At 44.5% G+C, this 13,081-nt stretch carries 18 protein-coding genes; 16 read left to right on the top strand and 2 right to left on the bottom strand.

From position 1 onward, the window contains the following. Positions 1-71 precede the first annotated feature (71 nt). Together GC102_RS28270 and comA are read right to left on the bottom strand one after the other, a co-directional pair. The gene (locus tag GC102_RS28270; protein ID WP_171692460.1) at positions 72-791 is read right to left on the bottom strand and encodes a 2-phosphosulfolactate phosphatase; all 720 of its coding nucleotides are present in this window, start codon (positions 789-791) and stop codon (positions 72-74) included. Between the two features lie 3 nt (positions 792-794). After that, positions 795-1,598 carry a phosphosulfolactate synthase gene (gene comA, locus GC102_RS28265; protein WP_171692459.1) on the bottom strand — a complete coding sequence of 268 codons (804 nt, stop codon included), beginning with the start codon at positions 1,596-1,598 and terminating at the stop codon, positions 795-797. Between the two features lie 336 nt (positions 1,599-1,934). Between comA and GC102_RS28260 the strand changes: the two genes are divergently transcribed. The 16 genes from GC102_RS28260 (at position 1,935) to folD (ending at position 13,078) form a co-directional block, all read left to right on the top strand. Beyond that, on the top strand, positions 1,935-2,198 hold the full coding sequence (locus tag GC102_RS28260) for a YqhV family protein (protein WP_171692458.1): 264 nt from the start codon (positions 1,935-1,937) through the stop codon (positions 2,196-2,198). 72 nt (positions 2,199-2,270) lie between these two features. Beyond that, positions 2,271-3,254: a stage III sporulation protein AA gene (spoIIIAA, locus tag GC102_RS28255; RefSeq protein ID WP_171692457.1), complete on the top strand. Its 984-nt coding sequence runs from the start codon at positions 2,271-2,273 to the stop codon at positions 3,252-3,254. A 5-nt stretch (positions 3,255-3,259) separates the two neighbouring features. Next, positions 3,260-3,778: a stage III sporulation protein SpoIIIAB gene (gene spoIIIAB / locus GC102_RS28250; RefSeq protein ID WP_171692456.1), complete on the top strand. Its 519-nt coding sequence runs from the start codon at positions 3,260-3,262 to the stop codon at positions 3,776-3,778. Positions 3,779-3,840: 62 nt separating this feature from the next. Continuing rightward, on the top strand, positions 3,841-4,044 hold the full coding sequence (gene spoIIIAC, locus GC102_RS28245; RefSeq protein WP_029197158.1) for a stage III sporulation protein AC: 204 nt from the start codon (positions 3,841-3,843) through the stop codon (positions 4,042-4,044). Between the two features lie 10 nt (positions 4,045-4,054). After that, positions 4,055-4,444: a stage III sporulation protein AD gene (gene spoIIIAD / locus GC102_RS28240; RefSeq protein WP_057306424.1), complete on the top strand. Its 390-nt coding sequence runs from the start codon at positions 4,055-4,057 to the stop codon at positions 4,442-4,444. A gap of 24 nt (positions 4,445-4,468) precedes the next feature. Beyond that, on the top strand, positions 4,469-5,668 hold the full coding sequence (spoIIIAE, locus tag GC102_RS28235) for a stage III sporulation protein AE (RefSeq protein WP_171692455.1): 1,200 nt from the start codon (positions 4,469-4,471) through the stop codon (positions 5,666-5,668). 12 nt (positions 5,669-5,680) lie between these two features. Further along, on the top strand, positions 5,681-6,430 hold the full coding sequence (gene spoIIIAF / locus GC102_RS28230; protein ID WP_171692454.1) for a stage III sporulation protein AF: 750 nt from the start codon (positions 5,681-5,683) through the stop codon (positions 6,428-6,430). A 4-nt stretch (positions 6,431-6,434) separates the two neighbouring features. Continuing rightward, a complete protein-coding gene (gene spoIIIAG, locus GC102_RS28225; protein ID WP_171643495.1) occupies positions 6,435-7,073 on the top strand; it encodes a stage III sporulation protein AG in 639 nt (212 codons plus the stop codon). 37 nt (positions 7,074-7,110) lie between these two features. Further along, on the top strand, positions 7,111-7,857 hold the full coding sequence (locus GC102_RS28220; RefSeq protein WP_171692453.1) for a SpoIIIAH-like family protein: 747 nt from the start codon (positions 7,111-7,113) through the stop codon (positions 7,855-7,857). A 156-nt stretch (positions 7,858-8,013) separates the two neighbouring features. Next, positions 8,014-8,511, top strand: coding sequence for an acetyl-CoA carboxylase biotin carboxyl carrier protein (gene accB / locus GC102_RS28215; RefSeq protein WP_171692452.1), 498 nt, complete (start codon positions 8,014-8,016; stop codon positions 8,509-8,511). A gap of 104 nt (positions 8,512-8,615) precedes the next feature. Beyond that, the gene (gene accC, locus GC102_RS28210; protein WP_171643490.1) at positions 8,616-9,974 is read left to right on the top strand and encodes an acetyl-CoA carboxylase biotin carboxylase subunit; all 1,359 of its coding nucleotides are present in this window, start codon (positions 8,616-8,618) and stop codon (positions 9,972-9,974) included. A 168-nt stretch (positions 9,975-10,142) separates the two neighbouring features. Then, a complete protein-coding gene (locus GC102_RS28205; RefSeq protein WP_171643488.1) occupies positions 10,143-10,556 on the top strand; it encodes an Asp23/Gls24 family envelope stress response protein in 414 nt (137 codons plus the stop codon). 88 nt (positions 10,557-10,644) lie between these two features. Continuing rightward, a complete protein-coding gene (gene amaP, locus GC102_RS28200; RefSeq protein ID WP_171692451.1) occupies positions 10,645-11,205 on the top strand; it encodes an alkaline shock response membrane anchor protein AmaP in 561 nt (186 codons plus the stop codon). A gap of 14 nt (positions 11,206-11,219) precedes the next feature. Beyond that, positions 11,220-11,447, top strand: coding sequence for a DUF2273 domain-containing protein (locus GC102_RS28195; RefSeq protein WP_171643485.1), 228 nt, complete (start codon positions 11,220-11,222; stop codon positions 11,445-11,447). A gap of 235 nt (positions 11,448-11,682) precedes the next feature. Then, positions 11,683-12,141: a transcription antitermination factor NusB gene (gene nusB / locus GC102_RS28190; RefSeq protein ID WP_047673943.1), complete on the top strand. Its 459-nt coding sequence runs from the start codon at positions 11,683-11,685 to the stop codon at positions 12,139-12,141. Positions 12,142-12,211: 70 nt separating this feature from the next. Further along, positions 12,212-13,078, top strand: coding sequence for a bifunctional methylenetetrahydrofolate dehydrogenase/methenyltetrahydrofolate cyclohydrolase FolD (gene folD / locus GC102_RS28185; protein ID WP_171692450.1), 867 nt, complete (start codon positions 12,212-12,214; stop codon positions 13,076-13,078). Positions 13,079-13,081 lie beyond the last annotated feature (3 nt).

Below are 13,081 nucleotides of genomic sequence, written 5' to 3'. Positions count from 1 at the left end.
AAACCCCTCGTCCTCATAACTTCAATCTTAGTTTATGAGAAGGGCTTGTATTTAGAACGAAGGCGTGTCTGTCAATGTTGCATCAGTACCATCTGATCTCGTTCCAGTATGGGAACTTGATCTGTGGTATTCGCTTTGGCGCACAAAACCAAATCAGCCTGGAAACCAGACTTATTCATTTTCTTTCCATTACTGGAGGCTAATATTGTCTCGAACAACGTATCTTTTGATTGCAAATAACATCCCCGCATCGCCATGCCGAAGTCATTGACTGCCATATTTTTGTCACCGAGCAGAATCGATAGTTCCTCAAGAATAAGACCTGCGCAAAGTCCATCTTCCAATGAGAAAACATCTTGGGTTCCTGCACACAAAATAACGGTGTCCCGTTTGAAATCGACCGCGGTCCTCGCACAGGCTCTGCTATTTAATAGGGCTCCCGCTAGTACGTGATCGGCTTTCATCGCTTTCTGAATGCCTCTTGTTCCATTCGTGGTTGTGAGAATAATTCGCTTGCCTTGGACGGCTGCTTTCGTGTATTCCAGTGGCGAATTGCCGAAATCGAAACCAGGAATCTTTTTGCAAAAACGCTCGCCTCCAAGCAAGTCACCCTCACGAAATAACTCTTTGGCTTTCAGAACTGTTTCCACAGGAACAATGGCTTTGCAACCGTTAATCAGTGCGGTGATGATCGTGCTAGTTGCACGTAAAACATCAACGACAATGACGGTTTTATGAAGAAATTCGTCACTTCTAGCTTCGCCGATGTTGGCGACAACCTCGATATGCATCTTTTAATCCTTTCTGGTACCTAAAGACAACGTATCGGAACGGAGTCCTCTCCGTAACGCTTCCAACGCCATCAACTCATCCGGTGAAATATTACCCAAGTGGATGTCTGGGCCTAGCATACTAATTAAATGCACCTGCTGACTTTTGAGCGGTGCTTCCCATAAGAGCTGCTGCCCAGGAATTGCGGAAAGTACTCTTTGCAGTTCGTCGTCTTTACATTTTCCGTTATTATCAAAAATCCCAACGCCCATGCCCGATTCCCGAGCTTCTATGGTAACCAATTTTGCCCCGAGTTCCGTGTCGATTAAGACTGTGTCAATTAATTCCTCCAATTCAATGGAGGATCCCCAGCCTTTCTTGCCATATTCGGTAATGACCTCGAAACCCTCCTCCAATCCTCTGGCAATAAGCTCATTCCTGAGTCTGCGCTCCATCTCAATCGTCCCGTCGGAAATTTCAACGCCATTAAAACCAAGTGCGATAAGCATGTCAAAAAAAGAGCTTACTGCATTCTGTCTGATGGCGACCTCCAGAAAGGTACCACCCGGGTAAATGCAGATGCCGTTTTCTTTTGCTGAGTTAATCTTACTTTTAAGTACGTTTAGCGGATAAAGCGGCGAGGTACCGAAGCCAATTTTGATCATATCCAGATGGCTGCTAGACGTGCTGAGCAGATCTTGAAAAGCGTTCAAGCCTAATCCTTTATCCATCACCATCGTTTTGCCCAGCGTTCTTGGTTTAGCCTGCCTTTGTCCTGTGGGGTCGGCTAGAACGGGGTTCCATTTCAAATGAGAGGTCACTTCCATCGGTAATTCTCCTCACTGTCCTTTGAAGGTTCAATTCTGTGTTCAGCATATGCATCTTCACAAATGGTGGTGCCCAGCATGCCTAAAATCAGACGAGCTTGCATAAGGTAGGGTAAAAAGCTTTGACCCTATCCTTTGCGTTCTGTCGAATTAACGGTCGCTCCGCGAATTTATAAAAACCTCCAGGACTCCATTGTAAAGCTGTTCCTTTTATTGGATTGAGTTGGTAGGAACAGCTTTACAAAAGTCGCTCTTCCGGCCTTTTATAAATCCGCTCCGCTAAATATTCGACGACACATAAAGCTCAAACATTTTTACGAGGAGGAGTAGAAAGAAATGAACAAAATTGTCCTAACGATGGCATCGCTGAGGATGATGTCGGGGAGCATTGAGATTATCGCAGCCATTGTGATGCTGAGGCTGGCGACGGTGGAGAAAGCGCTGCTGGTGAACTCAGGGCTGGCTCTAGTAGGTCCTCTAGTACTTCTAGCAACAACGACGATTGGATTAGTAGGAATAGCAGAGAAACTATCAATTGGCAAAATGCTCTGGGTGATTGCGGGAGTAAGTTGTCTCTTTATTGGTATTTTAAAAAAGTAATCGGTCATATTTCTTTCTATTAAGCATAGAAATGAGTATAGAAGACTGGACAACTTGGAGGGATGTCTCCCTATGCTCGATTCGATTGTGCACTTACTACCTCAAACTTTCCGGTTTCTCTTAGCCGGACTGCCGCCGGACGTACAAGCTAGTGTTGAAGAAATAAGGGTGAGAGAGTCACGGCCCCTAGAGATTAGTTGGGGTGATCGTTATACCTTTGTGGGTGAACGGGGGGAGATGGTGACTCAGGAAACGAAGGCATACAAGCCAACACGTCAGGATTGTCTTACGTTGCTAGAGATGCTCACGAATCATTCCTTGTATACCTTCGAAGAAGAGCTGCGTAGAGGCTATATCACGATTGCTGGAGGTCATCGAGTAGGACTAGCTGGGCGAACCGTTTTGGATCAAGGACATGTCAAGCAAATACGTGATGTGAGTTCTTTCAACATAAGGATTGCCCGCGAGATACAAGGTGTCGGCCAAGAGGTGTTACCACAGCTATTCGATCCTTTGCTGAGAAGCATCCATCATACGCTGATCATTTCGCCTCCACAGCATGGGAAAACCACGCTCATACGTGATCTGGCTAGATTGATTAGCCGGGGTGAATGGGGGGTGAATAACGTATCGACGGCTGGTAAGAAAGTGGGTGTCGTGGATGAACGATCAGAACTGGCTGCTTGTGTCAAAGGAGTGCCTAGATTCGATCTTGGGCCACGAACTGACGTAATGGATGGTTGCCCGAAGGCGGAAGGCATGATGATGATGATTCGGTCGTTATCACCGGATGTCCTGATTGTGGATGAGATTGGGCGTCCAGAAGATGCAATCGCCATCCATGAGGCAGTTCATACCGGGATTCGCGTCGTAGCCACTGCGCATGGTGCGGATTATGAGGATGTACGCAGGAGGCCGGTTCTGAAGCAGCTGTTGGATGAGGGTGTATTCACAAGGTATGTCATCCTGCATAGAAGAAAAGGTGAACTAGCAACGCACCGCGTCTTGGATTGTCAGGGCAAGCCTTTGGAACTCTATCCTGTGCGTAAAGGGTGATGTAGATGCTGAAATTTGTCGGAGGGGTTCTTATTATTGGTGCTGCTACATTATTTGGTTTCCTAAAGGCTGCTCACTATATAAGGCGTCCCAAGCAAATCCGTGGCCTTATCAGTGCGTTAGGGAGAATGGAGACGGAAATCATGTACGCACTCACACCGCTGCCTGAAGCATTCGCCTCACTCAGCAAGCAGGTCGCAGAACCGCTTTCTTCCTTATTTCGAATAACTTCAGAGCGTTTATTGAAGAGTGACGGTAAATCAACTCGTGAGATTTGGCAATGGAGTGTCAATGATGTATGGACAAGAACTTCGATGAAGCAAGCGGAACAAGAAGTGGTGCTGCAGCTCGGAGCCGTTCTCGGACTCACAGATCGAAGTGATCAAATCAAACATTTACGGCTTGCTATTAGCCAACTTCAAACGGAAGAAACCGAGTCTAGGGAAGAGCAGAGGCGCTACGAGAAAATGTGGAAAAGCCTCGGTGTCTTAATCGGAGCATTGATCGTGATATTGATGTATTAAGGGTAGCAAGGGATACTTGGCCGTACAAGTGAGTTCCTTGTCAACAGAGTGAGGTGCCTGGAATGAACGTAGATGTGAATGCCATTTTCCAGATCGCCGGCATCGGCATCATCATCGCGATGATCCATTCGGTGCTCAAGCAGATGGGCAAAGAGGATATGGCACACTGGGTCACGGTCATTGGCTTCGTGGTCGTGCTCTTTATGGTCGTCAGTATGCTCGATCATTTATTTAAAGAAATCAAAACGATCTTCCTATTCCAATGAGGTGGGCCTGATGGAAATCATCCAGATCGTAGGTTTAGGACTCATCGTTACGATATTAACGCTCATCATCAAAGAGCAGAAGCCAATGTTCGCCTTTTTGCTGGCAGCATTTACGGGCATCATGATTTTCTTGTTCCTGATCGGTAAAATTTCCTCTGTCATCCAGGTGCTCGAGGATTTAGCTCAAAAGTCAAGTATCAATATGGTTTTTCTCAAAACGATTCTGAAAATCATTGGTGTTGCTTACATCGCTGAATTCGGTGCTCAAATCGTGCGAGATGCCGGCCAAGAATCCATTGCTTCCAAGATCGAGCTTTCCGGGAAAGTGCTCATTATGGTGATGGCTATTCCGATCATAACCGTCATCATTGAGACCGTCGTTAAACTGCTCCCTGCTTAGGATGATCCATGAGGAGTGACCTATATGAATCTACTTTATTCGCACCAGAAGCTGAACAACCGATGGATTATTTTATTCATAATGACAATGGGCTTATGGCTTGGATTGACGGGCACTATGGCAGCTGAATCGCCTACGGATGTCATTATCAAGGAGCAGGCCAACCATCTGAATACGGAACCTGTTGAGCAATATTGGGATAAGCTCATGAAGGATTACGGCGGTTACTTCCCTGAAAGTAAGACGCCAACCTTCATGGAATTGCTCCTTGGGACCAAAGGCATTAGCATGAAGAGCATTTTCAAAGGGTTGCTAAGCTATGTATTCCACGAAATCATCATTAATGGAAAGCTGCTTGCTTCGATCGTTATTCTGACAATCTTCAGTATGATTCTAGAAACGTTGCAAAGCTCATTTGAAAGAAACACGGTCAGCAAGCTTGGTTATTCAATTATCTATATGGTTTTGATCATTATAGCAATCAACAGCTTCAGCGTAGCAATCGGTTATGCCAAAACGGCTATTTCTTCCATGATTCAATTCATGATTGCCATTGTTCCTTTGCTCTTAACTCTTTTGGCCTCAATGGGAAATGTCACTTCTGTGGCGATTTTACATCCTCTGATTGTATTCATGATCCATTCAGTTGGCACAGCGATATATGTATTTATATTCCCTTTGTTGTTCTTTTCGGCTGTTCTGCACATCGTAAGCTCCCTAAGTGAGAAATACAAAGTCACCCAGCTGGCGAACCTGCTGCGAACAATAAGTTTAAGTATGCTGGGAGTATTCGTCACGGTTTTCCTCGGCGTTATATCGATTCAAGGAACTGCGGGAGCGGTTAGAGATGGTGTTGCGATTCGAACGGCAAAATACATTACCGGAAACTTTGTCCCCGTTGTGGGCCGCTTATTCTCGGATGCAACTGAGACAGTGATTGGGGCATCGCTGCTTGTGAAAAATGCAATTGGACTCGTTGGGGTTGTCATTCTAATCTTGTTGTGTGCGTTTCCGGCTATCAAAATTTTAACGCTAGCTTTCATCTATAACTTATCCGCAGCGATCATGCAGCCCTTGGGAGATAGTCCGATTATCGCTTGCTTGCAAACGATAGGTAAGAGCTTAATTTATGTGTTTGCGGCACTGGCAGCCGTCAGCCTAATGTTCTTTTTAGCTCTAACGATCATGATTACGATCAGTAATGTCTCCGTGATGATGCGGTGAAAGGAGGCAGCTATGGATTGGTTAGCGGGATGGCTAAAAAGCGTCATTATGGTCATTATGTTGGGTACATTTGTTGATCTACTACTTCCCAGTAATACGATGCAGCGATATGTCAAAACAGTTATGAGTTTATTCATCTTACTTACGCTGTTATCTCCAGTACTTCAATTGTTTCAGAAGGATTGGGACATTGATCAATTGATCGGTCAAGCGGAGCAGCGGCAAAACGATAAAACAATGCTTGCGAGCAGCGGCGGTGGCAATCCATTTATGAAATCGCTCGATGTGATTACGAAGGATGCCCAAAAGCTTCAAGAAGCAGGACAAAAACAATCACAGCAAATGATTCAAACACAGCTGGCTGAGTTAATGAAAGAGGATTTACAGAAGCAAACAGAGCTGATCATCCAAGACGTTCAGGTGCTGGCGCAAATCGACAATAACGGGAAACCCGCTATAACGAAAGTCAGGGTAACCCTTGATGATATAGAAACGACGAAACAGGTACAATCAACGTCAGCCTCCAAAAGCATAGCAGTCATGGAGCCAGTCAAGCCAATGGATCCGATACGGATCGAACCAACCACGAAGCTGCAGGGAAGTAACCCAAGCGACAAAGAAGCAGCTGCTCTGCCTAAGTTATCGTCACGAATGGAGCAAGAGGTTGACCATCTCAAGCAAAAAATCGTGCGTGATTGGATCGTGGAGCCTGCACAGATTGATATTCAATTGAAACAACGGAATGGAAGGATTGCGAGGTGATAGGGTGGGAACATTGCTGCAATGGATGGAGCACAAATTCGGCGGAGGTCCGGGAGGACCCAAACGCAAGAACACTCTCTTGTGGGTCGTTATGATTGGACTCTTGGGAGCTGCGCTGATGATTATGAATGCATTTATGACTGTAAAAGATGTTGATCCCATCAATGCGGGCAGAGCCTCTCCACAACCTAGCAAAGAAACATTTCTCAACAGTGCATCCAAAGAAAATTCTACCTTTCACGATTATGAAGCGGCCTATCAAACACAATTGAAGGAGATTTTACAAAAAATTGTTGGCGTAGGCGATGTTGAAGTGCTCGTTACAATTGAGTCGACGGAAGAAATGACAGTCGACAAAAATTACAATGACAATCAGCAAATGACGACAGAACGCGACAATGGTGGAGCGACACGGAATATATCCCAGGTAACGCGGAGTGGTGAAGTGGTTGTCTATCAAGTTTCCGGTGACCAGAAACCGCTTGTGCTCAAATACATTAAACCGAAAATCAGAGGCGTAATCGTTGTCGCCAAAGGCGCCGAGAATCTCACAGTGAAAAAAATGATTACAGAAGCTGTAGAGCGAGGACTTGATGTGCAAGCGAGCAGGATCTCTATTTTACCCCGCAAAACAGGGGGATGAATGTATTATAGTAAATCAAAATTGAGGAGGAATTTCAATGAATGCGAAAAGACAAACAATTTGGCTCGTATCTATGCTTAGTTTAATGGTGGTGCTTTCCGCCTATTATCTGTTCACAGAGGATGTCAATAAGCTCGATTTAGCCACAACGGAAACGATCAATAAAACACAAGAAGTGAAGATTGATATGAGTCAGGTTGACCCTGCGAATGCTGCGAAAACAGATGTGAAAGCGACAACTGGCGGAGATGCAAAAGTCGACACGAAAGCTGTAACACCGCAAAATTCAACAAAAACAGACGCGAAAACCGATGTTAAAACCGATGCTAAAACAACAACGACGCAAGATGCTTCCAAAGCGACTAAACCAAATACGGCCAAAACGGATGATCAAGTTCTGAAGATCGTTGAAGAGCAAGCGAGAACAACATCAGCTAGCGATTATTTCACCAATGAGCAAATGAAACAAAGAGATTATTTCAGCAAAACATCCTCTGATTTAATGGAAATCATTATCGATTCTAAGAAGACACCTGAAGCTGTAGCCAAAGCGACAAATGACTTAGCAAAACTGACAGATATTCAAGATAAAGTAGAAAATTTACAAGATGTGCTTATGAAAGACTTCCCGCAAGCCATCATTAATCAAGATGGAAACAAGTGGAAAGTGACAGTTCAAAGCGATAAATTGGAGAAAAGCCAAGGTGTAACAATCGTTGATATGGTGATGAAAGAGCTTGGTACTGGTCCGGAAAATATTAAGATTCAATATGTTCGTCCTTAGTAAAAAGAGGTGAGATTAGCCTGCCCAAGATGGCAATGGAAAGGGTCCGGACAAACTGGACTCTTTCCATTTCTTGCGTTTATGGGTATAATACATACGTTGCGGCTATGAAACCGCATTTTTTACTGGTTCACCAACCTTGAAGGAGTGACATGAATGTTCAAATTGAGTGAAATCAAAGAGTTGATCAAACTCGTCGATCAATCCTCTTTACAAGAGCTTGAAATCGAAAATGAAGGTGCACGCCTTTCTATTCGCAAGCCGAATAAAACGGAGTCTGTCTATGTAACGGCCCCCGTTCAACACACGTATGCTCCGATCGGTCAAGCAAACATTGCTAACACAGCACCTGCTGCCGCTCTCGAAGCTTCTATCCCTGCGACTAATGGACATGTTAAGCAAGAGGACTCATCTTTACATAAGATAGTTTCACCGATGGTAGGAACTTTCTATCAATCTGCTTCTCCTGGCTCTGCTCCTTTCGTAAGTGTTGGCTCCAAAGTAGGCGACAAAAACGTTGTCTGTATTGTGGAAGCTATGAAATTGATGAATGAAATCGAAGCTGAAATTAAAGGTGAAATCGTTGAAGTGCTCGTAGATAACGGTCAGCTTGTTGAGTACGGACAGCCTTTATTTTTAGTTAGACCAGAGTAAGCGATTAGTAAGCTTCTGCTTATGATGCAGTTTTGCTTGAGCAAAACTCAGTACACGCTTATGATGCAAGTTTTCCTAACGGAAAACTCTTAGGAGGAAAAATAATGAAATTTCATAAAATCCTAATAGCGAACCGCGGAGAAATTGCTGTTCGTATTATCCGAGCTTGTCGTGAGCTTGGCATTTATACAGTGGCTGTTTATTCGGAAGCTGATCGTGATGCGCTTCATGTGCGTCTAGCCGACGAAGCCTATTGTATTGGGCCGACTGCCTCCAAGGACAGCTATTTAAACTTCACGAACTTGATGAGTGTTGCTACGCTAACAGAATGTGATGCGATCCATCCAGGATACGGCTTCTTAGCTGAAAATGCGGACTTCGCAGAAATTTGCGAGAGCTGTAATATTACATTTATCGGTCCATCCCCAGATGCGATAAGCCGAATGGGTGATAAAGCGGTTGCCAAGCAAACGATGAAAGAAGCGAGAGTACCGATCATTCCTGGTTCAGACGGTTTGGTTGAGAACATTGACGACGCAATCGTTATTGCTAGAGATATCGGTTACCCGATCATCATTAAAGCGACAGCAGGCGGCGGCGGTAAAGGTATACGTATTGCCGAGAACGAGGAAACACTCGTACAGCAGATTACGGCTGCGCAGCAAGAAGCACAAAATGCTTTTGGCAACGCAGGTATATATTTGGAGAAATACTTGACAGGCATGAAGCATGTTGAGATTCAAATTATAGCGGATAAACACGGTAATGTTGTTCACTTAGGTGAGCGTGATTGTTCCGTACAGCGTCGTAGACAGAAGCTTGTTGAAGAAGCTCCTTGTCCAATTCTAACAGCTGAAACACGCACAGCGATGGGGCAAGCGGCCGTTCGTGCAGCGAAAGCCGTTAATTATTCCGGTGCAGGAACACTTGAGTTCCTACTCGGTCCTGATGGTAACTTCTACTTCATGGAAATGAACACGAGAATCCAGGTTGAGCATCCCGTAACCGAAATGATTACAGGAATTGATATCATTCAAGAGATGATTCGTGTAGCAGAAGGTAATCCATTATCTTTTGCACAAGAGGACGTCCGCATCAATGGATGGGCTATCGAGTGTCGTGTGAATGCGGAAGATCCGAATCGGAACTTCATGCCGTCAGCGGGTCAAGTGAAGTTTTACTTGCCGCCAGGTGGTTTTGGCGTACGTGTCGACAGCGCGGTATATCCGGGCTATACAATCCCGCCACATTATGATTCCATGATCGCTAAGCTTATTGTTTGGGGAAATACGCGAGAAGAAGCGATTGCCCGCATGAAAAGAGCGCTCACCGAGTTTGCGGTGGATGGTGTGAACACGACGATTCCATTCCATTTGAAACTGCTTGAGCACAAGAAATTTATCAAGGGTGACCATGATATTAAGTTCTTGGAAGAGCATGATGTCAATGATCCAGAATCTTAGACAAACATTTGTCATATTTTTGGCGAAATGGTATAGTAATAAATTAAGATGGCTTATCCAAACCATGGATCAAGCAAGGAAATGCTTATGAAGAAAGTTTGTTTCACAAACTCAGATTATGCTTACGAAGCCAGTTTTACTGGCGCAAAACTCTAAGGAGGTGCCACAATGAGCACAATCGCTCCGGATTACGTCAAAACAGACATGGGCAGCATCCAAATTGCCCCCGAGGTTATCGAAATCATTGCCGGTTTGGCAACGGTGGAAGTGCAAGGAGTAGCGGGGATGAGTGGCGGATTAGCTGGCGGCATTGCTGAATTGCTTGGACGGAAGAATTTGTCCAAAGGCGTAAAGGTAGAAGTCGGACAACGTGAAGCAGCCATTGACGTCTCCATCATTATTGAATATGGCAATCGAATTCCGGAAGTTGCAAGCGACATTCAACAAAATGTGAAGCAGGCAATTGAATCGATGACAGGCTTAAACGTTGTTGAAGTCAACGTTCATATTCATGATGTTCATTTTAAACTGGCAGATAAACCGGTTGAAGAAGAAACAGCAGCTGCCCATCGGGTGAAATAGGCGGAACTGCTGAATCCATATGGATCAATTGAAACCCCCTACAGGTTGCAGGGGGTTTCCTCTAACTATAGGAAGGGGACAAGCTTACGTGGGTAAAATTGTGGACAGGCTCTTGCTACTTCTCTATAGCCTAATTATTCTAATTGCTTCTATCGTTGTTTTGTTCACAGCTTCGAGCTGGATCCCGTTAGAACAAGCAGGTCAAGTGTTAAGTCATTTTTATTTCGAAAAAAGCTTTGCGTACCCAGCGATTATCATCAGCTTGATCATGCTGTTGATCTCAGTTCGTTTCCTCATTTTAACGCTGCGTCGCGGTCGTTCTCAAGCGCCATCCATCGACCAACGAACGGATTTCGGAGATATTCGAATCTCGATTGAAACGGTTGAGAATTTATCTTTGAAAGCCGCTGGTCGTACCAAAGGTGCCAAAGATTTACGTGCCCGTGTAAGGGTGAATCAATCAGGTCTAGAAATTACGATCAGAACCATTGTGGATGGGGAAAGTTCGATTCCAGAACTTACTGAAGAGATGCAAAGTACTGTGAAAAGTTACATTGAAGATATTACTGGCATTCCTGTAGCTTCCGTAACCGTATTCGTAGCGAACATCGTGCAATCAGCCCCAACTTTTAAAAGCCGAGTCGAATAGAGGTGAACCCACTCATGTGGAATGAGCTGTGGGAGTCCCATAGGGGCAAAGTGATCGGAGTGGCAGCAGGCGTTTTCTTCGGCTTCATTTATTTATTTTTTGGTTTTTGGGATATGTTGATCTTTGGATTCATTGTTCTGCTCGGCTTTTATGTAGGGAACAAACTGGATCGGAAAGAAAGTTTCGTCATTCTTGAAGACATTTGGCGCTATCTCACGCAAAAATGGAGAATGTTTCGCTAAAATCCCTGGTTCTACCATGGATTTTTTTGTTTGGATTCATTCCAATATGACGTATACTAGTAAAAAGAGTTTTTTAGTTGATAAGAAAGTATAAGTTTTATACTGTAGCTTCGCATCAACCTTGACAAACGCGCTCGTCCCTGAAAGACGACGGAGTCGTTTATCCTTGGGACGAATTACATCCATGATTGCTTAAGAAGTCAGTTTTCTGGCGAAAACTTTTAGGAGGACCACAATGAAACGCAGAGTTGCACGAGAAATTGCCGTACAAAGCCTTTACCAAATCCAGATGAATGAGGCTACACCTCAGGAAGCTGTCCAAATTGCGATTCATGAAGCAGAGCATGATAATGAAACAGAGTTGAATTTTTCCGGAGACAAAATTGACCCTCTATACATTATTGAACTCGTTGAGGGTACATACAGTAACAAAGTTAGAATTGATGAACTGCTTGAAGAGTACTTAAAGGGATGGGCAATGGACAGGCTCTCACGGATTGATCGTGAAGTGTTGCGTTTGGCTGTTTATGAAATGCTGTACAGAGATGATGTTCCACCTAAAGTTGTCGTCAATGAGGCGATTGATTTGGCGAAGCATTATGGCACGGAGGAGTCAGGTAAGTTCGTTAACGGTGTACTTGGTAAAATGATTAAAGAAGTTGAAGATTTAAAGGGCAAAGTAACACCGTCCTAATTAATATCGATAATTCAACCATTTATATATAGCCATTACGTTTTTCACAAAACTCTTAGGGGGAAATAACATGTCTGCACAAGTTATTAATGGGAAAGAACTCGTGAGTTCCATCCGTGAGGAGATCAGGTCGGATGCGGCCGCGCTTACTGCGCAAGGCAACCAGCCTGGTCTTGTCGTTGTTATTGTGGGAGAAGATGCGGCTTCACAGGTATATGTAAGAAACAAAGCGAAAGCTTGCGATGATGTAGGGATTTATTCCGAAGTACATCGTTTGCCGGAAAATACAACGCAACAAGAGTTAATTGCACTTATTCATAAAATTAATAGCGATAGCCGAATTAACGGCATTCTAGTTCAATCACCACTGCCTAAGCATATCAATGAAGAGGCAGTTGTTGATGAAATTGATCCGCTTAAGGACGTAGATTGTTTCCACCCCGTTAATGTCGGTAACTTGATGATTGGCAAAGATGGTATGAAGCCATGTACACCGCATGGTGTTATTGAAATTCTAAAACGCACAGGAGTCGAAATAGCTGGTAAGCACGCTGTTGTTGTAGGAAGAAGCAACATCGTAGGCAAACCAATGGCTTTGCTGCTTCTGCGCGAGCATGCAACGGTATCTGTTGTTCACTCTCGTACTCCGAATATGGAGGAAATCACGAAACAAGCGGATATTCTTGTTGTTGCTGTTGGTAAAGCGCATTTGATTAAAGCTCATCACGTGAAGCCTGGTGCTGTCGTTATCGATGTGGGGATGAATCGCCCTGCTGACGGCAAACTGACAGGGGATGTTGATTTCGAAGCGGTTAAAGAGGTTGCAAGTAGCATCACACCCGTACCAGGTTGCGTAGGTCCAATGACCATTACCATGCTGCTTCGCAACACGGTTGATGCAGCGGGCCGTGCAGCTAAAGCGAATGTGAGCGTTTAATAA

Source organism: Paenibacillus germinis, assembly GCF_013141785.1.
GTDB lineage: Bacteria > Bacillota > Bacilli > Paenibacillales > NBRC-103111 > Paenibacillus_E > Paenibacillus_E phytorum.
The sequence above is the reverse complement of the archived record's forward strand: the minus strand, read 5'-3'. Positions and strand labels throughout refer to the sequence as shown.